This window comes from Weissella sp. ESL1156 (assembly GCF_058505625.1).
The window spans coordinates 1,026,791-1,050,275 of record NZ_CP196372.1; the positions used below are offsets into that span (position 1 = coordinate 1,026,791).

The following is a 23,485-nucleotide window of genomic DNA, read 5'->3' on the forward strand; positions in this document are numbered from 1 at the left end:
TTTTTCCTCTTTCTATTATTTTTTAGTAAGTTGGTTTTGTACACCAACTATTATAACATCGAATTCACAAAATTTATAACTTTTTTGTAATCGTTTTCAAAATAAATAAAATCGAAGCTGATAAACTTATCGCTTCGATCCTTACGTTTTTTTATTTAACTTTTCTAATTAAGATGATTAATATTGCACCAATAAGACACATCAATCCAGCTGCTGGAAATATCAATCTATATCCTGCAAATCCGACTATCATTGAGGCAACGATTGGTCCCAATACTTGTCCAAGTGAATTAGCTAGATTAACAATACCCAAATCTTTAGCTGTATTATCAGGATTTGGTAACACGCTAACATTTAGCGCTTGATCAACTGAATTATACATTCCCATTGCAGCACCACTAAGCGTTGCATATGCCAACATTGTCCACGCTGATGCAGTTATACCTGGAATGATAATACCAACACCCATTGCTACTGTTGCCAGAGCAACCAGTAGCTTTAGACTATGGAACTTATCAGCAAGTGGTCCGCCAATAATACCGAAAAGAACACCGGTAATTAATAGGATAACAGACATAATTGATAGATTATGTGCTGCATCAGCGGAAGAAAGCTTAATATAATCAGTAAATATATATAATTGATAACCTGTAATTATTGATTGTGCTGAAACAAATAACAATTTCCCAAACACGGCAAAGTAAAAATCACGAACATCTCCATGAATAGGAAACGAAAATGCTTCAAATAATTCAGCACCATGTAATTTTTTTACTTTCTCGCCCTTATTACTCGTGTCACCAATTAAAAATAATCCGAGTAATGTAAATACTACCTCAAAAATAATAAATATATATATTCCTGAATTAATATTCGTAATAAAATTTGAAGCAATCAGTGTTCCAACTGGTTGTCCCATATTATTTCCAACGCCATAAAAAGCTGATATTGAACCTCTATATTTTTTTGGTGCTTTATCAGCAATAAACGCAACCAAAGGAGCAACCATCATATTCAATGCAATTTGATAAATCGACCAATTAATTATTAATCCTGTTATTGTTGTTACTCTTGTAAGAAAGAAAAAACAAATGACAGTCGTAATCATGCCAGCAAAAATCCAAGGATTTCTCTTACCCCACCGACTAACCGTTCTATCTGACAATGCCCCCTCAATAATGTTTGCTATTGTTGCAACAATCATAGCGATTGTTGCAAGTAAAGCAACAATTTGGACTTTGTTATCTGGTGAAATTTGTTGAATTTTTGAAGGTAGTAAAGTTGTATTGATACCAAGATAAGGTACCAACCAACCAACTAGCCCAAACATTAACCCAAATCCTAATCTAAATGGAAATTTGCTGCCAGTATTTTCTTCTCTAACTTCCATGTCATATCCTCATAGATTTCAATAATCTTTTTATCCAAAAAAATAGATATTATTTTCCCCAAAGTACCTTACTTGCGGCTTCTTTTGAAGCAAATGGTCCTGGAATCGTTGAAACACCACGATGATTACCAAAGTAATCTTCATTAAATGTAATACTTGAACCGTCAGGCATTTCATATGCTTGTTCTGGCTCAAATGCTTTACCTAATGTTTCCGTCGTAATTACTTTAGTGAAATAGTTCTCCATAAAATCATAAAGATTTGTTTTTATAGAAAGGTCATTCTCATTTTCTGACAATGCAATATCAACAGCGTCCTTAGTATTAACCAAGTTATCAGTTTCCTTCTTCCATGGTTTAGCACCGTTAAAGTAAACATTACCTGAAGCCCAAATTGGTAAATGACCGAAATGAGCAGGTACTAAATCATCCATATCTGTTTCACGAGCAAAAGTACCATCCATCTTGGCAAATTGTGCAGCCCATTCTTCATAAGTAGGGTATTCATCAAATCCATTTGTTCCAACTTGTTCCGTATCTTTAGCTTCACGATCTACTAATGATTCCTTACCTTCTGGCTCGACTGGCCAGTTTTGCACAAAAATATTATTGTAGAAACGATCATCACCATGAAGAATCGTCATAAATCCAGCTACTTCAGTACGATGACGAATATGGTAAGGTGTAAAGCGTGGTTGGTTGACACCATTAACAAAGAAACTAGTATTGTCACCAATTGATGTGATTGAACCTAACATCAAATTATGAACACAAGCGACACCCTGTGTTGCTAATCTTAATGATACTTTTGATAACATTAAATTGTTATCAATCAAAGTAGGCCCATGGCCTACTTCAACAAAAATATCTTGGCTTTGCATTGCACCAGTAATTCGTTCAGCAGTACCTGCGGGAGCATAATTATGATCCAACAAGTTTTGGGTCATTCGTGTTCCTTGAGCTTCCCAATCGGTCCAAATTCCCATTGTACAGTCATAGATATGATTTCTACGCATCACAACATCAATGGCAGCATGCAACTTAATTCCTGCAATTTCAGCACCTGCTAACTCTTGCATGTTGTTAATATCGTGAATAACATTGTCCTCAATTAAGCTGAAGACACATCCTTGACGACCAACAATACCGTCTTGTTCACAATGATGAATGTTACAACGACGTACAATATGATGACCAATATTTTCTTTCAGCCAACCATGATATTGACCACGACTTACAGCATCACGCTCCATTTGAGTTGGACTCTTCACATGATGATACGTAAAGTATTGATCATTTTCAGGATCCTTATACTTTCCTAACGAAATTCCAGCACAACGGCTGTGACTAATCTCACAATCTTCAATAATCCATCCTTTTGACCAGTGAGGGCCAATCATCCCATCTTGATATGAAGCAGGTGGTGCCCATGTAGTTGCGGCTTTATTGATCTTAAAACCAGAAACCGTTGTATAATCAACACCTGTTTCTTGTGGCATGAAAACTTCACGTCGTACATTAATTTCTACATTTTCATGATTAGGATTCTTTCCTTGGAAATTAGCATAAATAACTGTTTGATCAGCCTCAGTATTTTGCTCTGTGTACCACTTATAGACAGACTTATCACGTTCCCAAGAACGACCATATACATCAGCTTTGATACATTCATCTAACGTTACAGTCTCATAAAACTGTAATTCATTCATATATACTGCCCCAGTATGCTTATTAACTGGACCAAAATACCAATCACCCATCACATAAGTTGTGTATGGATTGTAACTACCAAACACACTATTATCGATGGTCGTTACCCAAACATCACCTTCGTAAGGTTGCCAATAATCTACTTTTTCAGCACCAGTAATTATTGCACCGAGTGGTTCTACACTACGATACGTAATTGGTGCATCTTTTGTTCCGGCATTAATTGGATTAACATATTCACGATACGTACCAGGATAAACTAAAACTTCATCACCTGATTTTGCAAGCTTAGCAGCATCATTAATAAATTTAAACGGTGCAGTCTTGCTACCATTTCCATCAAACTTCTTATTTGTATCTACATAAATTTTCATACAAATACGCTCCCCTTAGTATTTTCAATACACACTGTTTTTGATTTACAGTACAAATTTTGTTTATTTGTAACCGCTTACAAATTATATTATAATAGGTACGAATTCTAATAACTTGAACAAAAATACTATTATTTGAATAAAAGAGTAGACACTGGATATGGAACTTGATCAAATATATATAAATTCATTAAATACATTAGCTATAAAAATTGAATTAACAAAGGAAAATTATGAAATATGTTATAAAAAAGGTGATGTTCTAACAAACACTTATTTTTCGATGATTCATAATCTGCCTACTGAAGAACATTTTGTTATTTTAAAACATGATTTTAATTTATATTCTTTTTATTTTCATGTTGACCAATTTATTTACATCCTTGGACCCGAGATTATTGAGACATCTAGTACAAATGAATTACATCAAAAAAACGCTTATCTATCGGAAAATTTAAATACAACCATTCTAAATAAATCTAATTGTATCTATCAATTAGTGCTGTTTAGTCATTTAATAGGTTTACCAATTAATGACCAACAAATTAATAACGCTTTTGAAAATGCATCCTATATACCACACTTTCAGAGTGCTGTATCCTATATAGATTTAAATGACGAAGGTGCTCACATTAATCATTCTTATGAAATTGCTTTAAAATCAGCTGTTTTACTAGGTAATGACACCCAAATTCACGATATCTTTACAAAATTAATGACCTCTGGAAGAATCGGTATTTTGTCTCAAGAAGGATCTATTCGTAGTATTAAAAATTGGGGTATCATTATCATTTCCGTAATTCTACGTTCAGTTATTGATGCAGGGATGGATTACGATATGGCTTATACCCTTAATGATGAATACGTACGTAATTTAGAGATTCTCCCTTCATTTAATAAGGTCATCTCAGAAATAGAAATTAGTTTAAAAGATATGTCAAAACGGGTTCTAAATCTTAAAAATGAAAATTTAAGTAAAAATGTGCGATTGGTGTACCAACACATCATAAATTCACCGGAAACAACAATTTCTGTGAGTGAGTTGAGTTATCACTTAAATATTTCTCCCCATTATTTATCAACAATATTTAAAAAAGAAATTGGCATAACCATTCCGCAATTTAAAATATTAATTAAAGTTAACCGAGCTATGCAATTGATTATGACAACTAATCTTTCTCTAGCAACAATCGCCAATACTTTAAACTTTTCAGATCAAGCTCACCTGACAAGAGAATTCAAAAAAAGGGTTGGGGTTGCTCCTAGCAAACTGAAAAAGAACCCCTATCTTGTAAAAAATTGGAATATTTATGACTTTATAAATATAAATATTGGATAAGCCTAACCTACACAAAATAAACATTTAAATATATAAAAAGTCGAGTAAAGATTTTGAAGTATTCCATAATTGTTAGATTTTTATGCCTAACAATTAAGGGGCACTTCATAGAAATCATACCCGACTTTTACTCTATTTAATTCTATATAATGTTGTTACTGATTTTTAGAACAAACCAACTAAACAACCAATTGTTACAATGACGACCATAATCAAAATAACTTTTGTTGCTGACATTTGCTTACTTGACACTAACCACCAGCCTAGCATAACCATCCCCAATGGTAGCAAGCCTGGGAAAATGCCATTAAGAACACTTTCAAGCGATGCTGACTTACCACCCATTGGAATATGTGCAGTAGTCTTAAGGACAATGGTGTTAGCAGCTAAAGCACCAACGACCATGACACCTAAAATATTAAACGCATCAGTGATCCGCTTAGAATTTTCACCAACAATTGTGTCGATGGCATTAACTCCTAGGCGATAACCACTTCTAAACGCAATATAAGAAATTGAAACACCGATAACACCATAAGCCAAGATATAGAATATTGGACCAAAGACGCTACCACCAGCTGCCAAACTCATCGCAATCGATAATAGAATAGGTACGATGATTCCTTGAATAATTGAATCTCCAATACCAGCAAGTGGGCCCATCAAAGTCGTCTTAATATTCACTGGCATTTCTTCCGAAACATCTTCGCCCATGGCAATTTGCTCTTCTAGTGAAGCAACAATTCCATTAATTAATTGTCCTGTTTGTGGCTCAGTATTATAAAACATTGAATGTCTTATTAATAATCGACGCTTTTTTTCTGGATCATCTTTATAATGCTTTCGTGCAAATGGTAGATAAGCATACGCCCAAGAATGTCCTTGAATTTTTTCATAACTCATCGAACTAAGATGAGTAAATCCCCAACGACGCCAAATTTGATTCAATTCTTTATTCGTTAGGATTGTTTTCTTTTTTTGTTCAACCATGATTGACTCCCCCTAGTCCTTAGAATAAATCATCATCTTCATACACATCATCTGTGTCAACTGTTTCAGTAGTCTCTGATGTTGTTGCTGCTTGACCACCACTTTTTTGTGTTGATGCATAAAAATACATATAAGCTACTAGCGCTGCAATAAATACAATCGCAATCATGCTTAACTTCGCGAAAGCAAGTAATACGAAGCCAGCAAAGAAGAAAATAAGATGAGACTTATTTTTAATAACAATTGACATCAGCATTGCAATACCTAATGCTGGCAGCACGCCACCAAGTACTTGAATAATATGAGTTATCATATCAGGAATACTTTGAATTAACCAATCAACTAATCCCTTACCAAAATAAATTGCTAAGAATACAGGTAATGCACGAATTAAGAATGTTGTAATTTGTGGAAAGACTAAATGATTCATCACAATGCCACGATCATCATTGTTTTCTGCTGCTTTTTCAGCACGTGTATTCCAATATGAATAGAAAGCCATACGAAAATTATAGAAAATAAGTCCAAATGTTTGTCCAATTAAAATAGCTAATGTAACTGCAATTGCTGGATCTTTAGTCGTAGCCATTGCTAGACCAATACCACCATAGGCAGCATAAGTAATTTCACTGTTAGTTGCACCACCCGTTGATAGATTGGCAATAAAAACAGCTTGCACTGCCAAACCGCATAAAATACCGGCATGAACATCCCCAAATGCTAAACCAACTAATAATCCTGCAACTAAGGGACGACCAACGATATAAAAACCACCAGTCATTCCAAACATCCAAGGCGATTCAATCGCTCCTAGATAACAAAAAATACCTGTTAATAATGCTGGTATAAATAAACTCATGGTACTTCCCCCTAGTCCATTGCATCATATTTATTTTTTAGTGTTTCCCAACTGCGAATACTATCATCTGGTAATAATTGAAATTGAATATCAATATTGTGGTCATTAATATTTTGAAAAGCATCATAGTCTGCCTGATCAATTGCCACTGTATTTCCCAATACCTTAGTGTCAGGACGTGTATTCATTGGGCCAACATTTAATTTTTGTCCAAAATCCACACCCATATCAACTAGTTGTGAGAAAGTTTGTGGTGAATCACTAATCAAAAAGAAACGTTTTTTTGAGGCCACTCCATTAGCAATTTTTTCAGGTGCTTCAGCAACTGTATAAATACCAACTTTTAAATCATTTGCTGCTGCCTTCAACACACGACGACGTAACTTATTATGAGCAATGCTATCACCAACAACTAAAATACCATCAACTGGACGTGCCTTTGTCCAACGAGTCATCGTTTGACCATGAATTACACGATCATCAACACGTACTAATGAAATTGTCATAGTTAAAATTCCCCCTCTTGATTAAAAGTCAATTTCTTCTTCATCTTCATCATCGTTGTCTGGAACTGATATGCCATTGATGCCTGCCTGCTGCACAATGTCTACCGCTTCATCTAAGCTACTTAATCCAGAAATCATCGTCGCAAGCTCAATCACCATTGGTAAATTCACGCCACTAACAACACGAATTTTCTCCGGATGTCCTAAATAATAAGCAAACGATTCATTATATGGTGTACCACCTTTTAAATCAGCTAATACAATTAATGGCTCAGTTGCTTCATTAAACTTTTGTTGCAAACGTTGTCGAAAATTATCAATTCCCATTTCATCTAATGCAACTGCATCAACGTGCTCAGTACTACCTGTAATAAATGACAAGCCCGACAACAACCCCTCGGCTAATTTACCATGTGTCGTAATTAAAATATTCACGGTCCCCCTCCTATTTGTCATGACATATTTGTTTTACGACTTTATTATATGTAACCGTTTACAAAGTGTCAACAATCTTTTTTTATTTAAAATAATTATTAAATATATACCATTTGACTTTCTGAAAAAACAAATTAAAATGGGACATGTAAGGACATATACTACTAACAAAAAGGGGATTTAACATGAAGTATTCTATTGACGATTTTAGTCAACTTATTGATCATACGAACCTACATGCTTACGCTAGTGCAGCCGACATGAAGAAGCTTTGCCAAGAAGCAAAGGAATATCACTTTAAGATGGTTGCTATTAATCAAGTGCAATCATACTTATGTTCACAAGAATTAGCTGGTTCTGATGTACATACTGGTGCTGCAATTAGTTTTCCATTGGGGCAGACAACTATTACATCAAAAGTATTTGATACCCGTGATGCGATTAAGAATGGGGCTAATGAAATTGACTATGTTGTTAATCTAACAGAAGTTAAGAATGGCAATTGGGACTATATTCAAGACGAAATGACACAAATTGTGGCCGTTTGTCGTGAAAATAATGTCATTAGCAAAGTAATTTTTGAAAATTGTTATCTAGAAAAATCAGAAATTAAACACTTAGCTGAAATCGCTAAGATTGTTAAACCTGATTTCATTAAAACTTCAACCGGTTTTGGTACTGGTGGTGCAACCGTTGAAGACGTTAAATTGATGAAAGAAACAGTTAATGGTGCCGTCAAAGTTAAAGCTGCAGGTGGTATCCGGAATTCTGACGACTTCTTAGCATTAATTGCGGCCGGTGCTGAAAGAATTGGTACAAGTTCTGGTATCAAAATTATCAATGTATTAAAAGAACGTATGTCGCAAGACAACATTTCTTATATTGAATTATAAAATATAATAAACAAACCCTCTTATACGCGCATGCAATAAGAGGGTTATTATATTATAATGATTTTTATAACATTTTAATTCAATGTATAAGAAAACTTACCACATCATTTAACTAGAGGGTCTATATGACACAATCACAACCAAAATATCGCATTATTGCAAATCAAATACTAACTCGTATCCAAGATGGTACCTATCCATTAAACAGCTTTATTCCAAAGGAAATTGATTTAGTTGATCATTTTCAGGTTAGTCGCCCAACGATTCGGCAAGCCATTCAGGTCCTTGTCAACGAAGGTTATTTAGCTCGTCGAAAAAAATTAGGTACTTGGGTAAAAGCAACCAAAATTGAGCAAAACTTTACCCATATGATTAAAAGCTATTCTGATGAGATGGACGAAAAAGGGGTTATTCCAAAAACAAAAGTCATTAGTCTAACAAAAACGATTGTCACACCAGAAATTCAAACAGCTCTACAGTTGACTACTAATGATACTATTTTTGCTTTAACACGGTTAAGATATGCTGACGATGAGCCTATTTTATTGACAACTTCATATATTCCAACAAAATATTTACCTGATTTTGATCATCACAACTTTGAAACAGAATCTGTTTTACATACGTTTGAAGCACATCATCTAAATATGACCCATGCGTCACGAACATTAGAACTTTTGCGTGCAGATGAAACAACTGCTGCATTATTACAAATACCATTAGATGACCCCTTATTCTACTTCCATACTATCACCTATACCAAAGATGATATTCCTGTAGAATATGCCTTATCAAAATATCGCGGTGATATCAGTTCTTTTAAGATTGCAGTCAATCAATAGGTCTAACTATAATTAAGTACTGCTAACGAATTAACATGCGTTGGCAGTACTTTTTGTAGCATACAAAAAAGTGAGATAGTCATCTCTATCTCACTTAATAAAAGAACTTTCATTATTTATTGAATCAATGTTGCGTATTCCACAATCATTGATTGTAGGTTACAATCATCCAATGTTTGCGCATAAGTTGCTAATTTCATAGCCGTCATATCTGAATTATCAACCTTTTTCAATATCTCACGTTTTTCTTCATAGGACATTTCCGCACCTTGTAATTGATCTAATAATTGTTGCCGTGCACGTTGACTTTGTTTTGTATCTGTTTGTGCCTGCCCATGATATTGGTCATTATTATGCAGTGCCAATTCAGATTGACCATCAATTGTGAAAGCATGTAACTTAAAGGTCATTGTTCGATTTATAGGGATAATGTGATCTGGATCAATCACATGTATTGTTAGTTGACCATCTTGCACAGTTATTTTAGTTTGTGCAATCGCATGACCAACATGTTCATACATTGTATATGAATTATCTTTTTGACCATAAACATGGATATCAATATCTTCAGGTAAGACATCTGCTAATTGCATGGCATCACTGGTCATTGGCACAATTGCCCCTAGTCTTGCTAATACTGGTATATTTTCTAAGGTTCTTCCGAAGCGAACAGTTGTTGCGCCAGACTTATATTGACCATTCAACATTGTACTTGAAACTAGGGGTTGCTCCTCATTCGCATCCCCTTGATAAACAAGATCTGTAAAAATATCCATCCATTCGCCACTTGGTAACCAAGCATCTACAAAGCCAACATGTAAATGCTTATCTTGTGGCGTCGTAATTGGTGCAACCATCAACTCGTTACCAAAGAAATACTGGTTCTTGTACAAATAGCTTTCTTCATTATCAGGATAACGATAATAAAGCGGTTCAATTAATGCACGATCGTTTAAGTTTGTCTGAATGTTTGCACTATCCAAATAAGGTACTAATTGATTTCGTAATCGCAAATAGTGATCCATATACTGGCGCACGTCTTCACGGAATTTCCAAGGTTCCTTTCCTGAAAATGGATTATCGGAACTGTGTAGCCTATTGATTGGACTGAATACACCGTATTGCACCCAACGTAATGCCAATTCTGGATCAAAGCTACCTTTCATATGACCGCCAATATCATGACTCCACCAAGTATAACCAATATTGGTTGCCGTATTTGTAAAGTATGGTTGGAAATTTAAGGATGCCCATGTGATGACAGTGTCGCCGGAAAAGCCCACTGGATAGCGATGTGAACCCGGTCCAGCATACCGTGATAAAATCAAACCTTCACCATCATGTGATTGGGCATTATCCAAATAATGATAATGATTTAAACTCCACAAAGGTTCCACTTTATCCTTACTACGACTAGAACCCTGTTGCCAATCCAACCACCAAAAATCCAATCCTTGCTTTTCAAGCGGATGATGAACATCTTCAAAATAAGCCTCACGGAATTTTGGATTATCAAAATCGAATGATGCTGGTTCTTCATGAACAGTATCCAAGCCAAGACGTTTGGCGACTGCTGGATACGCATCCTCAAAAGCACGAATACCACCGGCGGGATGTGTATTGACTGTAATATGCTTGTGTCTCTTTTTCAATTCCGCTAAAAATTTTTCAGGATTTGGAAATAATTTACGATTCCATGAATAGCCAGTCCAAGTACTACCAAAGCGTGCTGGCACATCATTTGTCCGATGCCAATCCATATCAATAACTGAAACACTAATCGGTACACCTTCTTCTTCAAAATGATCCATGAGGTTTAAATATTCATCTTGTGTATATTTATAATAACGACTCCACCAATTGCCTAATGCATAACGTGGCAAAATTGGTGTTTTACCACTCAGATGATAATAATCAGCTAATGCCTGTCGATAATCACGACCATATGCAAAGAAGTAGCCATCGGTTTGTTCAGGTGCTCGTGGCACAAAGGCATTATCTTCTAAAGCAAATGATTCTGTATCATCCAAATAGGCATAGCCATTACGACTCATAATCCCATTTTCAAGTGGTGTCGCACCATCAACCACATCCAATGTTGGAATCGTACCACCCAAATTACCAGGTTCTTTTTCACCGAAATACCAGCGACTATCATGTAATCGATATTGATACTTTGAATCAATTCGTAAGTTACTACCTGCAAAGGCGCCACCATCATAATAAAGATGGAAATAAGCTGTCTCAATTTCTATAAGATGTGCGTCATTGTCTTCTTTAACTGTATAATCAACATCATCAAAATCACGATTGACAACCAATTGCGTTTGCCGATTTTCAAACCTACCTGATTCTGAATACTCTAATCGAATTAAACGATCCGTTAGTAATGTGAATCGATAATGCTGTCCTTGTACAATATTTGTCATCAATAATCCCCCCTGAATAATATTATCTACGTTTTCAGTATAGCAATTATGTAAGCGTTTACGCAAATAACAAAAAAAGGTTGGCCCATCGATCATTATGAACAACTAAAAAGGACGTCAATCTATCAATTTGAAATTGGTAGATCAACGCCCTCCCTTAAACGTGTTCCAAAAGACTGAAGCCGATTGCCTCACTCTTTCAATAAATGATACTAAGCTTTGAAAGCCTCATCAATTGTATGATATTCATCAGCTGATAACTGAACATCTAACGACTTTGCTAAATCAGTTGCTTGCTCAGCATTACGAGCACCTGGAATCACCAAACTAATATTTGGATTTGCCATGTACCATGCCAAAACAACATGTGTTAATGATGTTTGGTGTGCATCCGCAATCTGACGTAATTCATCAAGACCTGTCATGATCTGATCAAATTTCGCATCATCTAAACGATCAAATTTTTCACGATCCGACTTGCCATAACGACCAGTTAATAGACCAGATTCCAATGGGAAGTAAGGTACAAAACCAATACCGTGCTCACGAAGATAGTCGAAGCGTTCTTGCTCCTCATCACGATGTGCCAGACTATAGTAATCTTCGTCAAAATCAACTTTACCAGTTGCATTAGCTTCCTTTAGTTGATCAAAACTAAAGTTTGAAACACCAATCGCACGAATCTTACCTGCTTGCTTTAACTTATCAAGTGCTTCCACGGCAGCCAATTTATCTGACGTATCATCTGGAAAATGAATATAAAAAATATCAATATAATCTGTCTTTAAACGCTTCAAAGACTCTTCCACTGTTTTCACTAAAAATTCTGGACTGTTATCTGGTGCCAAATCTTTATCTGGATTTTGAGCACCCTTCGTTGCAATAATAATCTTACTACGGTCATAGTCTTGGATAACATCCCCAATAATTTCCTCTGAACGACCTAAACCATAGACAAACGCAGTATCAAGTACGTTAATACCCGCATCTAATGCGGCGCGTACTAATTCATAACCATCTTGTTCGTCCAAATGATCAAATAAATTGTGACCACCAACCTTGTTAGTTCCTAAACCTAACTTGTGTGCAAATTCTAATGTCATGTTAGTACTCCCTTTTTGATTGATTGTATGATATTGATGAAGCAAGCGCTTCATTTCAGTTTCATCATATCATACTTTTCTTAAGTTAGTAAAAGGGGTGCTTGTGATTTAAAGGGTGCCCTGTTCAAGAGCTAATAACGCTCGTTTGCGATCAATCCCCCCAGCATAACCCGTAAGTAAACCATTACTACCAAGTACCCGATGACAAGGTAAAAAAATCGACAACGGATTCGTACCAATGGCATGTCCCACAGCACGTGATAAATGTTTAGCATATACTTCATCTGTCGTTAATTGCTGACAAATGTCTTTGTAAGTAACAGTTTGCCCATAATCAATTTGTTGTAACGTGTGTAACACCTGTTCTTGAAATGATGTCACATGTAACTTAATCGGCATTGTCAGCAAGGGCTGCTTACCGGCAAAGTAATCTGCTAACCATTTTTTAGCTTGTCGTAATACAGGGGTTTCATTGTCAATAGCCTGTGTTAAATCATACTTGCCACCAAAGTGTTTTTGATTTTCAAACCAACTACCCAATAGTGCGTTGTCATCACTTAACAAGGTCATCTTACCTAACGGCGTTTCAATTACTTGAGAATATTGCTGCATACTTACTAGTCCTTCCTAACATCTTTTTCTTTATCAATATGTTGCATCAAATGCACCATTAATCCTCGAAGCATTTTCTTGACATTAGCCTCCGTCACGTGAGCAAGATGTTCTTCTAAAGTTATGACAAGCAACATATCACGTAATCGTTGTCGATCCACATGTTGACTAGCTTCTCTTGGCCAATCAACACAAGATAATACCATTTTATCAAATCGATCACCATGACCCAAAGCATATTGTGTCATCCATAAGCTAACAACTTTTGTTGCAGACAACTGTTTTAAAAACTTTTCTTTATGTTTTGTAATTTGAATGACTGATCCATCACTTAACACAATATTTGTCCGTAACCCCCGAGTTTGTACCGCTACGATATGACGCACATTAATCCATGTTGTTGGGCCACTTTTATAACTAGTGACCGGTACAAACGCATGATTTTGCATCACCCAGCTACGCATTTGCCCGCTTAAAGACGGGGGCAACAAACGATAGTATGCTTCTACTTGATTGCAACGACTGACACCTAACACATATTCTAATTTATTGATCAACCGATTTGTCGATAATAAGGTATCAACAACAGTACCATCTTCATAGTAAACACGTGAAACCGAACGCTGATAACGATCACGTGCGGCAACAATTAGCATCGTCGTATTGGGACAAATCTCACTAATTTCTGTCATCTGTCGAAGAACTTCCTGACAGTATCCTTTGTCTGATATCACGATAGTTTGTGACATATTTTTTTACATTCCTTTATTTAAAACTACGCAGTTCGATTTTGTTTAATGATCTGCTGTAATAATTTTAACCGGCGATGATATGTCATTCGATGAATTTTTAGACGCATACACCGTTGGGTAATTAAGTCATCCGGATAGTGCATAAAATCCATCATTAAATCATGTAATACATGATACTGACGTTGCTTTTTTATTAATTTATCAATCGTTACAACCGTCTCTATTTGTTCAAAAGCTAATTCACTTGTCACAATTTCTGGTATTTCAGCCGCAAAAATATGGCGTGATTCATAACGCTGACTCCCCCGCTGTAAGTCTCGTAAACGCCATAATAACCATTTAAATAACATCGGATTGTCTTGAGGTGTTAACTGTTCACCAGCCAGTAATCGTTTTAATAGTAACAAGCGTAATTCTTGCCGATAATCTTCAAAATTATCATTTTGACGATATACATGTCCGGATTTCAAAACACCACGAATCATTAACTCATATTGGTTCAAAACACTGCCTAATTCCTCAGTCATATAAAAAACTCCTTTGGGTTGTATTTTGTGTTACCATACCACCTCCTATGACTTGCATAACCAGAGAAAAAAGGCTCAATCATCAGAGTTATTTTTTAAAACTTGCTACAATCAACTAATTTGTAACTAAGTCACCATATTTTTTAGTTATTTTTTTCGGGAAAAGGGGTAGACAAATTTAAATAGTCATTAATAACAAATATGACCAATAGGCATAAATGTTCGTCAGCCCTGTCATTTTTGATTAACAGATTAATCCCAGTCAAGAACTGCTTCAATACTATAATTGTCGCTACCACTTAATAATTGTGATACACAACAACGATTTTCAACTTCACTAACTAATGCTCGCGTTTGTGATAAAGTCTGTCCTGGTACGCATACTTGGGCATGTACTAAAAACTCATAGCGTCCTTTCCCCTTCACATACGATACTTTAGTATGTGCCTTTGCTTGGACGTCAATCTTATGCTCTTTTAGAATAACTGTCATTGTACCAACTAAGCATGTACATAATGACATCCCCAAAAGCTGTTCTGGATTCGTTCCCGGCTCATCATTTAATGGACTACTGGTTGTCACACGAAGTCCATCCTTAGCATAAGCATGCCCATTGAGTCCTTCTTCATTATATGTATCTGTTGTATACATTGCTTTGTCCCATCGCACATCATTCTTCATATTATTGTCTCCTCTTTTTAAAACATAGTTTTATTGTAAGCGTTTTCTATAAATAAACCAACTTTCTAGACAAGTTAAAAATCCGAAGCGCTTCACATTATAAAAAAAGTAGCTTCGGATTTTTTTACTATTTAATATTTCTTTACTTCATATTATTTCTTAACAATATCTCCGTCAGCATTTTTGGTGACTTTCATATCTGAAACAGGAATGTATCCTAATTTCTTAATCGTGCTTTTCATTGACTGAGATTGAACAAATTTAATAAACTTGGTTGTTTGTTTATTAGGATGCTTGGTCGTGTACATATGTTCATAAGCCCAAACTGGCCACTTATTAGATTGTACATTCTTTTCAGTTGGCTTAACTTTATTAATTGCAATTGGTTTCAAATTTTTTGCTTGGTCACCTGCAGTATAAGAAAATGCTAAGTATGAAATAGCACCTGGTGTCTTTGAGACAATCTTTTGGACTGCTCCGTTATCATCCTGTTCTTGTGCCGTTTTTGCAGTCTTACCATTCAAGACTGTCTTTTCAAAAGTAAATCGCGTCCCAGACCCTTGTGCACGATTGACCAACACGATTTTTTCGTCTTGTCCGCCAACCGTTTGCCAATTGGTAATTTTACCCGTAAAAATATCACGTAATTCAGTCATTTTTAATGATGACACTTTAACATCTGCATTGACAACGGGTGTAATACCAACGACGGCAACTTTATGATCCTTTAACTGATTTGCCTTAACCCCATCTTTTTGTTCTGCAAAAATATCAGAATTCCCAATAGTGACATTACCTTTACCAACTTGGCTTAGTCCCGCACCTGAACCACCACCTTGTACATTAACGGTAATTTTAGGATTTTGTTGACTAAATTCTTCTGCTGCTTGTGCGGCTAAGGGTTGTAACGCTGTTGAGCCCACAGCTGTCACTTGTTTTGCAGCATCGGCAGAAACAATCTGATTTCCAATCAACCCACTTGCAAACGTTATTCCAACAACACTCACTAAGAATATTCCTTTTTTCATCACAAACTCCTTTTATTTGTGGTTAATGGCAACATAAGTCATTAAGGTAACTGAGCAATTGGTTTAGTCATAGCAATGGCGTGTCACCCTAACAACACTTAATAGTTTATAAAAGCATTGTATCGATATGACCTTCATTGCGTAAATTTTTCTTAGTTGTTTGGTAAATAATTTCATAACATTGACAAGATAATGTCACGGTTCATCGAAAATAATTAAATTTCTCTTTTGTATTCCTATTTACCTGTCTAACATGTCATAATAGTAGTCATATGAAATAAATTTTTGGGAGTATCATTATGCTAAGTATGGATGAATTAATTAAACAACTAGAAGATATAAAAAAAGCATCATCAACTATCACAAAAGTTCCTGGTGCCAAGTCAATTTACTTAGGAGCTGGCTGGTTTTCTGATCGTCAAATTGAGATGTTATTAGCTGCTTATCAAGCATTAAACAATAACCCGACAATTAGCTATGTACATGTCCCCTTACTAAATCAATTTGGTGGCCAAGCGTTTGATGAGAATGGCGATTTTGATCCTGATTATACTTGGGCTGTCGCAACTTACAACGCTGATATCACTGCAATTCAAAATACAGATGTTACTTTAGGTATTATCACTGCTGGTAATGAAGACAGTGGTACTGCCTTTGAATTAGGCTACGCTAATGCCTTAGGGCGTCCATCAGTTGCATTCTTTGATGGTGACTGGATCAATAAGCCAATCAATTTGATGCCTGCCATTGGACCAGCTTCATACGTCCGTTCAACAGATGAATTAACAACATTTGATTTCATGAGTATTGCAACGCGTATCTATGACGGTAAGATTATTTAAGACAAGAGAACAAGAAAGTGTGACAAAAGATGTTTTGAAGCCAATTGTAACGATAATTTGGTGATTTTGGTTCGCAGTATAACGAAGAACCGGAAGTACCTAATTGTTGTTACAGTAAGGCTTCAGTCTTTTGGAACACGTTTAAAGGCGCTAATCTACCAATCAAAATTGATAGATTAGCGCCTTTTCAGCTGATTATAACGACATATCTCTCAGCCCCTTTTATTTTAGTTGGAAAGTTTATGTCATGTCTTTGATTGTAGGTGTTGTGAAATCATCGTCTATTCAAGAATAAACTGAAATCGTTATTACCATTGATAATTGGTTTGTTCCTGTCGCCCATTACCAGTCGCTTTATCCAGTAAAATGCGTTGTTCAAAATGCGCAACATTTTGCTTTGTTGCTTTGACCATATCTGGATTAACGGAAACATAATCAATTCCTTGTTGAATTAAGAAATCTGTAAATTCTGGGTACTGAGAAGGTGCCTGACCACAAATTGATACTGTTTTGCCATCTTGATGTGCTGTCTTAATCAGATGGGCAATGGCACGCTTTACTGCCAAATTTCGTTCATCAAACAACGATGATACCGTATCATTGTTGCGATCTAACCCCAATAATAGCATCGTTAAATCATTTGATCCAATTGAGTAACCATCAATAAACTGATTAAACTGATCAGCCAAAATAATATTTGATGGTATTTCAGCCATCATATAAATTTTAAAATCTGCCGAACGAACCAAACCAGATTTTGCCATAATATCTGTTACCTTTTGTGCTTCAGACACCGTTCTAACAAATGGCAACATGACATTCAAATTCGTTAACCCAAATTCTTCACGTACTTTTTTAACTGCTGCCAATTCCAATTTAAATGCTTCAATAAACGCTGAATCATAATAACGTGATGCACCACGCCAACCTAACAAATCTGCTGGTTCATGCGGCTCAAATTCTTCGCCACCTTTTAAATGACGGTATTCAGTTGACTTAAAGTCAGATAATCTTAAAACAACAGGCCGTGGACTCATTGCACGAGCAACTTTACTGATACCATTAGCTAACATATCAATTGCCTTTTCAGATTGTCCGTGCTTAATCAAGTGAAGTGGATGTTCGTGAATATAACTTGTCCAAATAAACTCTTCCCGCATCAAACCAACCCCATCAACTGGTAAATGTTCATATTTTTCGATGAGATCCGGGTCGCCAAGATTCATCATGACTCTTGTCGCTGTTGGGGCAAAATACTTCGTAGACGCTGGTGTATTATTATTTATTGCTGTTTTCTGTGTATTTGAAGTCAAAATTGATGACTCCTCACCAGCATACACAATACCATTTTTTGCATCTACAGTAATCGTATCACCTGACTTCAAAACGTCCATTGCTGCAACACCACGACTAGCAGTACCAACAATACATGGTATCTGCATTTCACGAGAGACAATAGCCGCATGACAAGTACGCCCACCATTATTTGTAATAATTGCGCGTGCTTTTTTCATAACCGGTACCCAATCTGGCGAAGTCATACTTGTCACTAATATCTCACCTTCTTTAAATTGATCGATATCTTCTGTATTTTCAATGACATGCACTATACCACTTGCTGTCCCAGGGCTAGCTGGTAATCCTTTAACAAGAACAGTCATCTTTTGATCAGTTGTCATGGTTTTTACCTCTTTTTTATTTGATAATTTTTTATTTTTTTGTGACCAAACTGTTTCTGGACGTGCTTGAACGATCCATAATTTGTCTGTTCTTTCATCAAGCGCAAACTCCATATCCATATAACAGCCATAGTGATTTTCAATTATTTTTGCGTATCTTGCTAGTTCAACAACTTGTTCATCAGTTAATGACGGCGCATTTATCTGTTTATCTGGCACCAGTTGTTCTGCGACACCACCATCTGGTAGACGCTTTAGCGCAATATTTTTTGTCGTAATATCTTTAGAGACAATTTTTAGTGTCTCCTTATCAACAATGAAGTCATCAGGCGTCACTGTTCCTTGCACTAAGTACTCACCAAGCCCCCAAATACTGTCAATAATAATTTTCGTATCATCTCCATTACCCACGTTAATTGAAAACATAACGCCTGAAGCCTTAGAAAAAACCATCATTTGAATGGTAGCCGATAGTGCAACTTGTTCATGTGGAAAATTTTGCTTATGGCGGTAATAAGTTGCTCGATCAGTAAATAATGAGGCATAGCATTCTTTAATTTTTTGGACAACATCATCTGATCCTTGAATGTTAAGGTACGATTCTTGCTGCCCAGCAAATGATGCATCTGGTAAATCTTCCGCTGTTGCACTAGAACGAATTGCAACAAAAGGATTGACGACACCAATTTTTTTCGCTAAGTCTTCATACGCCTGTTTAATTTCAGCTGCTAAATCTGTCGGCATATCACTTCCAATGATTAGTTGACGTATTTTTGCACAAACGTCATGCAATTCATTTGCGTTTTCATAATCATGAATTTGATTTAAAAGTGTTTTAATTTCACGATTAATACCAGTTCTTATCATAAAGTCACGATAAGCATGGGTTGTTGTTGCAAATCCATAAGGTACTGGTATTTTTGTTGCTGAAGTTAATTCACCAAGTGAAGCTGATTTCCCACCAACTAAATCAACATCAGACCGCTGTAATTCATCAAACCATAAAATATTAACTGTCGTTCTGTCTGCCATGAAAATTTCTCCTTAAAAGCTAAATCCTACTTTTACCAATATCGCAAAAATTGATAATATACCTCAAGCAAGTGCAAGCGCTTACTTATTAATTAAAATTAAAAGGTCGTTTGACCGACCCTAATGATGGTTTACCAATAATTGCCATACTTGCACTAGTCCCCAAACGTTCAACGCCAATGGCAACATTTGACTCAACAAGCTTTTCGATAGGCGAATTTTCTCCCCACTGCATACCAGTTATGCAATTCGTTTTGACTGTTGATAATAAAAGTTGCTGACTAACATATGACACCCATTTTGGCGTAACAACTACCGAAGAAAAATGGTTGTCACTCACTTCTCTAATGACTTGATCAATGTCCTGTTGTGATGCATCAGGTTTTAACGTTGTGTGATCAAAATACTGATTTAAGTTCATTTCTAAATAACCCCTTTAATAATTTTTATTATTCATGAACAAACTCATTGTAGCTGAATCTTGAACAAATGTAAACGGTTTATTTGAAATTATGTTCACACTTCTAAGGGGACCTTTTAAATTGTGATATAATTTACATAAATCAAACAGGGGAGTTATTACACTATATGGTCAATACAGCAACTACCAATAAAAATCAAATTGCACTCGAAATTTGTCATTTGTACTACGAAGATGGCCTTAGTCAGAACGACATTGCTAAAAAATTAAACATTTCACGACCAACGATTTCGCGTTTATTAACTTATGCAAAAGAAAACGGTATGGTCCAAATTAAAATAAATGACCCAAAACAAGATTTGAATTTATTACAAACACAACTTAAAAAAAAATATCAACTAAATGATGTTTTAATTGCTGAAAATTTTGTTGACGACTCCCAAATCATTAACGATAAACTCGGAAAATTGACAGCAAGTTATTTAAATAAAATTGTGAAAGATAACGATATTATTGGCATTAGTTGGGGACACACATTAACTGCAGTTGCCAACCATTTAATACCAAATGAACACAATAATATTAAAGTTGTCCAATTAAAAGGCAGTATGTCTGAATCAGATTTGAGTGATTATGCAAATGACATTAATCAAAAATTCGCACAAGCATTCCATACGAATACCATTAGCCTCCCCTTACCTACCTTTTTAGATAATGCCATCACCAAGGATATTGTCATTAAAGATAAATTTATTCATCAAATTTATGAAACTGGTATACAAAGTAATATTGCAATTTATACAACGGGTACTGTTCAAGACCACACACAATTATTCAGCCTTGGTTATTTAAGCGAACAAGAAATTACTGCACTACGTCATTCTGCAGTAGGTGATATTGTATCCCGCTTTATTGATAAGGATGGTCACATCATTAATCCAGCCCTTAATAGTCGAACAACTGGCATTGATTTAGAGCATTTACGTCAAAAGGAATATTCCATTTTAGTCGCTGGTGCAAAAAAGAAACTTATTTCTATCCACGGTGCCCTAAGTGGTCATTATGCAAATGTTTTAATTACTGATAAACAAACTGCAATGGATTTATTAGATAAATACTAAAAAATAACCGTTTCTCTAAATCATGAAAGAAACGGTTATTTTGTGTTTTTAAACTATTTACAATTTCATAGCACTTTGATTCGCCATTTTATGCTATGAATATTTACTTAATGACTGACATAAACTGTTCCGCCATGGCCACTGGGTCATCAGCTGTTGTAATTTTACCACCGACAATAATTGTTTCAACGATTCCCTGTTGTGCAATTAATTGTGCTTGTTTTAAATCAATTCCTCCAGCGACAGCAATGCGTTGAATCGTTGGAAACTGTTCATGAAAATGTTTAATTCGTGCGACCGCATTAAAGTCAGTCCCTGCATCTCTAGAGTGATGTATACCAAAAATAGCTGACTGTAAATCTGTTATTTGACTAATGCGTTGATCATCAACTTCTGTTAAATCAATAAAGATGTCTTTATGAGCATCTTGGGCAACAGCGTAAGTTTGTTCTATTGTCCCACGAGATGCGCTACCCATAACTGTTAAGATATCAGCAGTCGTTTCAAATCCCTTTTTAAATTCATATTCACCTTCATCAATTGTTTTTAAATCAACTAATAGTGCTGACTTTTTTAATTGAAAATGCTCTTTTTTAAGTGCTTCTAAACCATAGTCTTTCACAATTGATGTTCCTAATTCGATAATATCAACTAACCCATCTAATTGCTTTGATAACTGGATTGCTTGAGATAATGAGACACGATCAATGGCAACTTGTAATTTCATGATTTTTCAAACCTCCATATATTAATTTTTACTATAGCACGAAATCCTCTGAGGCCATCTAAAAAGAAACTCATCTAGTACTGTATTTATTAATTTATAAGAATGACCTGTATGGTACATTGACTTCGTTATCATAACGATCATCGAATCCACGTGGATGATAATACTGTAACTTACCAATATCATCTGGATAAGTAAACTTTCCACCTGGTAACCAAGTCATTGGATTAAATTGATACTGCAATTTATCTTTACGATACTTCCACAATAATTCAATTTCATAAGGATCTCCTAACATATTTGACCAGATATCCCAATGCAATGGAATAATAACTTTTGTTTGTAGTGCCTCAGCTGTTCGCAGCACATCTACTGACGTCATTTTATCCTGGACACCAATTGGATTCTCACCATAGGCAACTGTTGCAACATCAATATCAAAGTCTTGACCATGCTTTGCAAAATAGGCTGAATAATGTGAATCTGCTGCATCATAAATGGTGCCAGCTGTTGTCTTAATCACATAGTTCACCGAACGATCATCCATTTCTGGTACTTGATCATCAGCAGGAATATTCGCTTCATCAGTATCTGGATCTGTAATTAAGATTGACCGATCAAATGAATCTGTGACAAAAATCTCGATATCTTTAATTTTGAGCTTATCACCAGGCTTGACAATGATGCAACGATCCTTTGGAACACCCCAATCAATCCACTGCTGAACAACATACTTTGGTCCAATAAATGGTACCTCTTCTTCGACATTATTTAGAACAGCAGCTGCAACATTCTCATCAATATGATCATGGTGAAAATGAGTGACTAAAAAGGCATCTAAATGTTTGATTCTAAAAGGATTAATAACAATTGGTGTTGCCCGAAGATTTGGTTGAATCTTTCGACCACCAGTTAATCTTGACCATTGATGACGAGGTGACATATCTGGCTTATGATGTGTTTGCTTACCAGTACCACTCCATAAATCAATTACCAAATTAGTTTGTTCATCAGACTTAATCCAAAGTCCCATATTAGATAGCCACCACATATTGAATTTACCCTTTTCAACATGCGTTTGTTCAATCTCTTCATTTAGCCATGAACCCCATTCCGGAAAAATCTCTTTTTCCCAAGTGTCTTCTGTTATTTCATCAACTTTTCGCGTCATTTTCTATTGGCATCTCCTATCTA

Annotated in this window: 22 protein-coding genes; 5 read left to right on the forward strand and 17 right to left on the reverse strand. The window is 35.6% G+C overall.

From position 1 onward, the window contains the following. Positions 1 to 151 precede the first annotated feature (151 nt). Positions 152 to 1,390 carry an MFS transporter gene (locus tag ACSKY2_RS05140; protein ID WP_489877011.1) on the reverse strand — a complete coding sequence of 413 codons (1,239 nt, stop codon included), beginning with the start codon at positions 1,388 to 1,390 and terminating at the stop codon, positions 152 to 154. Positions 1,391 to 1,439: 49 nt separating this feature from the next. Continuing rightward, complete coding sequence (locus tag ACSKY2_RS05145) at positions 1,440 to 3,473, reverse strand: right-handed parallel beta-helix repeat-containing protein (RefSeq protein WP_489877012.1); 2,034 nt, start codon at positions 3,471 to 3,473, stop codon at positions 1,440 to 1,442. 160 nt (positions 3,474 to 3,633) lie between these two features. On the opposite strand from ACSKY2_RS05145, the gene ACSKY2_RS05150 reads away from it, so the two are divergent. Continuing rightward, positions 3,634 to 4,812 (forward strand): AraC family transcriptional regulator, encoded by a 1,179-nt coding sequence (locus ACSKY2_RS05150; RefSeq protein WP_489877013.1) that lies wholly within the window; start codon positions 3,634 to 3,636, stop codon positions 4,810 to 4,812. 165 nt (positions 4,813 to 4,977) lie between these two features. On the opposite strand, the gene ACSKY2_RS05155 is transcribed toward ACSKY2_RS05150, so the two are convergent. Genes ACSKY2_RS05155 through ACSKY2_RS05170 form a run of 4 tightly spaced genes read right to left on the reverse strand, consistent with a single transcriptional unit; the run spans position 4,978 to position 7,602 of the window. Further along, on the reverse strand, positions 4,978 to 5,802 hold the full coding sequence (locus ACSKY2_RS05155; protein WP_489877014.1) for a PTS system mannose/fructose/sorbose family transporter subunit IID: 825 nt from the start codon (positions 5,800 to 5,802) through the stop codon (positions 4,978 to 4,980). A gap of 19 nt (positions 5,803 to 5,821) precedes the next feature. Continuing rightward, complete coding sequence (locus tag ACSKY2_RS05160; RefSeq protein ID WP_489877015.1) at positions 5,822 to 6,661, reverse strand: PTS mannose/fructose/sorbose/N-acetylgalactosamine transporter subunit IIC; 840 nt, start codon at positions 6,659 to 6,661, stop codon at positions 5,822 to 5,824. A gap of 11 nt (positions 6,662 to 6,672) precedes the next feature. Beyond that, positions 6,673 to 7,167, reverse strand: coding sequence for a PTS sugar transporter subunit IIB (locus ACSKY2_RS05165; protein ID WP_489877016.1), 495 nt, complete (start codon positions 7,165 to 7,167; stop codon positions 6,673 to 6,675). Between the two features lie 21 nt (positions 7,168 to 7,188). Further along, positions 7,189 to 7,602, reverse strand: a complete 414-nt coding sequence (locus tag ACSKY2_RS05170) for a PTS sugar transporter subunit IIA (RefSeq protein ID WP_489877017.1) — start codon at positions 7,600 to 7,602, stop codon at positions 7,189 to 7,191. Positions 7,603 to 7,787: 185 nt separating this feature from the next. Here ACSKY2_RS05170 and deoC point away from each other — a divergent pair, with 185 nt between their 5' ends. Both deoC and ACSKY2_RS05180 read left to right on the forward strand, forming a co-directional pair. Beyond that, on the forward strand, positions 7,788 to 8,495 hold the full coding sequence (gene deoC / locus ACSKY2_RS05175) for a deoxyribose-phosphate aldolase (protein WP_489877018.1): 708 nt from the start codon (positions 7,788 to 7,790) through the stop codon (positions 8,493 to 8,495). A gap of 125 nt (positions 8,496 to 8,620) precedes the next feature. Next, positions 8,621 to 9,337 (forward strand): GntR family transcriptional regulator, encoded by a 717-nt coding sequence (locus tag ACSKY2_RS05180; RefSeq protein ID WP_489877019.1) that lies wholly within the window; start codon positions 8,621 to 8,623, stop codon positions 9,335 to 9,337. Positions 9,338 to 9,453: 116 nt separating this feature from the next. Here ACSKY2_RS05180 and ACSKY2_RS05185 read toward each other — a convergent pair whose 3' ends face one another. The 7 genes from ACSKY2_RS05185 to ACSKY2_RS05215 all read right to left on the reverse strand — a co-directional run bounded on the left by ACSKY2_RS05185 (position 9,454) and on the right by ACSKY2_RS05215 (position 16,469). Continuing rightward, positions 9,454 to 11,766, reverse strand: coding sequence for a glycoside hydrolase family 31 protein (locus ACSKY2_RS05185; protein ID WP_489877020.1), 2,313 nt, complete (start codon positions 11,764 to 11,766; stop codon positions 9,454 to 9,456). Between the two features lie 212 nt (positions 11,767 to 11,978). Continuing rightward, on the reverse strand, positions 11,979 to 12,869 hold the full coding sequence (locus ACSKY2_RS05190; RefSeq protein WP_489840797.1) for an aldo/keto reductase: 891 nt from the start codon (positions 12,867 to 12,869) through the stop codon (positions 11,979 to 11,981). A 108-nt stretch (positions 12,870 to 12,977) separates the two neighbouring features. Further along, the gene (locus ACSKY2_RS05195) at positions 12,978 to 13,481 is read right to left on the reverse strand and encodes a methylated-DNA--[protein]-cysteine S-methyltransferase (RefSeq protein ID WP_489877021.1); all 504 of its coding nucleotides are present in this window, start codon (positions 13,479 to 13,481) and stop codon (positions 12,978 to 12,980) included. Between the two features lie 5 nt (positions 13,482 to 13,486). Beyond that, on the reverse strand, positions 13,487 to 14,173 hold the full coding sequence (locus ACSKY2_RS05200; protein WP_489877022.1) for a competence protein ComK: 687 nt from the start codon (positions 14,171 to 14,173) through the stop codon (positions 13,487 to 13,489). Positions 14,174 to 14,256: 83 nt separating this feature from the next. Beyond that, positions 14,257 to 14,760 carry a hypothetical protein gene (locus tag ACSKY2_RS05205; RefSeq protein WP_489877023.1) on the reverse strand — a complete coding sequence of 168 codons (504 nt, stop codon included), beginning with the start codon at positions 14,758 to 14,760 and terminating at the stop codon, positions 14,257 to 14,259. Positions 14,761 to 15,012: 252 nt separating this feature from the next. Continuing rightward, complete coding sequence (locus ACSKY2_RS05210; protein WP_489840793.1) at positions 15,013 to 15,441, reverse strand: OsmC family protein; 429 nt, start codon at positions 15,439 to 15,441, stop codon at positions 15,013 to 15,015. Positions 15,442 to 15,593: 152 nt separating this feature from the next. Further along, a complete protein-coding gene (locus ACSKY2_RS05215; protein WP_489877024.1) occupies positions 15,594 to 16,469 on the reverse strand; it encodes a phosphate ABC transporter substrate-binding protein PstS family protein in 876 nt (291 codons plus the stop codon). Positions 16,470 to 16,768: 299 nt separating this feature from the next. Between ACSKY2_RS05215 and ACSKY2_RS05220 the strand changes: the two genes are divergently transcribed. Then, a complete protein-coding gene (locus tag ACSKY2_RS05220; protein WP_489877025.1) occupies positions 16,769 to 17,311 on the forward strand; it encodes a nucleoside 2-deoxyribosyltransferase in 543 nt (180 codons plus the stop codon). A 308-nt stretch (positions 17,312 to 17,619) separates the two neighbouring features. On the opposite strand, the gene ppsA is transcribed toward ACSKY2_RS05220, so the two are convergent. Beyond that, positions 17,620 to 20,022: a phosphoenolpyruvate synthase gene (gene ppsA, locus ACSKY2_RS05225; RefSeq protein ID WP_489877026.1), complete on the reverse strand. Its 2,403-nt coding sequence runs from the start codon at positions 20,020 to 20,022 to the stop codon at positions 17,620 to 17,622. Positions 20,023 to 20,110: 88 nt separating this feature from the next. After that, positions 20,111 to 20,443 (reverse strand): hypothetical protein, encoded by a 333-nt coding sequence (locus ACSKY2_RS05230; RefSeq protein WP_489877027.1) that lies wholly within the window; start codon positions 20,441 to 20,443, stop codon positions 20,111 to 20,113. A 167-nt stretch (positions 20,444 to 20,610) separates the two neighbouring features. On the opposite strand from ACSKY2_RS05230, the gene ACSKY2_RS05235 reads away from it, so the two are divergent. After that, positions 20,611 to 21,564 carry a sugar-binding transcriptional regulator gene (locus ACSKY2_RS05235; protein ID WP_489877028.1) on the forward strand — a complete coding sequence of 318 codons (954 nt, stop codon included), beginning with the start codon at positions 20,611 to 20,613 and terminating at the stop codon, positions 21,562 to 21,564. Between the two features lie 103 nt (positions 21,565 to 21,667). Here the strand turns inward: ACSKY2_RS05235 and ACSKY2_RS05240 are convergent, their stop codons facing one another. Further along, a complete protein-coding gene (locus ACSKY2_RS05240; protein ID WP_489840783.1) occupies positions 21,668 to 22,291 on the reverse strand; it encodes an orotidine 5'-phosphate decarboxylase / HUMPS family protein in 624 nt (207 codons plus the stop codon). Positions 22,292 to 22,385: 94 nt separating this feature from the next. Next, positions 22,386 to 23,462, reverse strand: a complete 1,077-nt coding sequence (gene ulaG / locus ACSKY2_RS05245) for an L-ascorbate 6-phosphate lactonase (protein WP_489877029.1) — start codon at positions 23,460 to 23,462, stop codon at positions 22,386 to 22,388. Positions 23,463 to 23,485: the final 23 nt, after the last annotated feature.

Excerpts from the sequence above, each read along its gene's own strand:
- ACSKY2_RS05140 (WP_489877011.1), bottom strand. The coding sequence starts at position 1,390 with ATGGAAGTTAGAGAAGAAAATACTGGCAGCAAATTTCCATTTAGATTA.
- ACSKY2_RS05145 (WP_489877012.1), bottom strand. The coding sequence starts at position 3,473 with ATGAAAATTTATGTAGATACAAATAAGAAGTTTGATGGAAATGGTAGC.
- ACSKY2_RS05150 (WP_489877013.1), top strand. The coding sequence starts at position 3,634 with ATGGAACTTGATCAAATATATATAAATTCATTAAATACATTAGCTATA.
- ACSKY2_RS05155 (WP_489877014.1), bottom strand. The coding sequence starts at position 5,802 with ATGGTTGAACAAAAAAAGAAAACAATCCTAACGAATAAAGAATTGAAT.
- ACSKY2_RS05160 (WP_489877015.1), bottom strand. The coding sequence starts at position 6,661 with ATGAGTTTATTTATACCAGCATTATTAACAGGTATTTTTTGTTATCTA.
- ACSKY2_RS05165 (WP_489877016.1), bottom strand. The coding sequence starts at position 7,167 with ATGACAATTTCATTAGTACGTGTTGATGATCGTGTAATTCATGGTCAA.
- deoC (WP_489877018.1), top strand. The coding sequence starts at position 7,788 with ATGAAGTATTCTATTGACGATTTTAGTCAACTTATTGATCATACGAAC.
- ACSKY2_RS05180 (WP_489877019.1), top strand. The coding sequence starts at position 8,621 with ATGACACAATCACAACCAAAATATCGCATTATTGCAAATCAAATACTA.
- ACSKY2_RS05185 (WP_489877020.1), bottom strand. The coding sequence starts at position 11,766 with ATGACAAATATTGTACAAGGACAGCATTATCGATTCACATTACTAACG.
- ACSKY2_RS05190 (WP_489840797.1), bottom strand. The coding sequence starts at position 12,869 with ATGACATTAGAATTTGCACACAAGTTAGGTTTAGGAACTAACAAGGTT.
- ACSKY2_RS05195 (WP_489877021.1), bottom strand. The coding sequence starts at position 13,481 with ATGCAGCAATATTCTCAAGTAATTGAAACGCCGTTAGGTAAGATGACC.
- ACSKY2_RS05200 (WP_489877022.1), bottom strand. The coding sequence starts at position 14,173 with ATGACAGAAATTAGTGAGATTTGTCCCAATACGACGATGCTAATTGTT.
- ACSKY2_RS05205 (WP_489877023.1), bottom strand. The coding sequence starts at position 14,760 with ATGACTGAGGAATTAGGCAGTGTTTTGAACCAATATGAGTTAATGATT.
- ACSKY2_RS05210 (WP_489840793.1), bottom strand. The coding sequence starts at position 15,441 with ATGAAGAATGATGTGCGATGGGACAAAGCAATGTATACAACAGATACA.
- ACSKY2_RS05215 (WP_489877024.1), bottom strand. The coding sequence starts at position 16,469 with ATGAAAAAAGGAATATTCTTAGTGAGTGTTGTTGGAATAACGTTTGCA.
- ACSKY2_RS05220 (WP_489877025.1), top strand. The coding sequence starts at position 16,769 with ATGCTAAGTATGGATGAATTAATTAAACAACTAGAAGATATAAAAAAA.
- ppsA (WP_489877026.1), bottom strand. The coding sequence starts at position 20,022 with ATGGCAGACAGAACGACAGTTAATATTTTATGGTTTGATGAATTACAG.
- ACSKY2_RS05230 (WP_489877027.1), bottom strand. The coding sequence starts at position 20,443 with ATGAACTTAAATCAGTATTTTGATCACACAACGTTAAAACCTGATGCA.
- ACSKY2_RS05235 (WP_489877028.1), top strand. The coding sequence starts at position 20,611 with ATGGTCAATACAGCAACTACCAATAAAAATCAAATTGCACTCGAAATT.
- ACSKY2_RS05240 (WP_489840783.1), bottom strand. The coding sequence starts at position 22,291 with ATGAAATTACAAGTTGCCATTGATCGTGTCTCATTATCTCAAGCAATC.
- ulaG (WP_489877029.1), bottom strand. The coding sequence starts at position 23,462 with ATGACGCGAAAAGTTGATGAAATAACAGAAGACACTTGGGAAAAAGAG.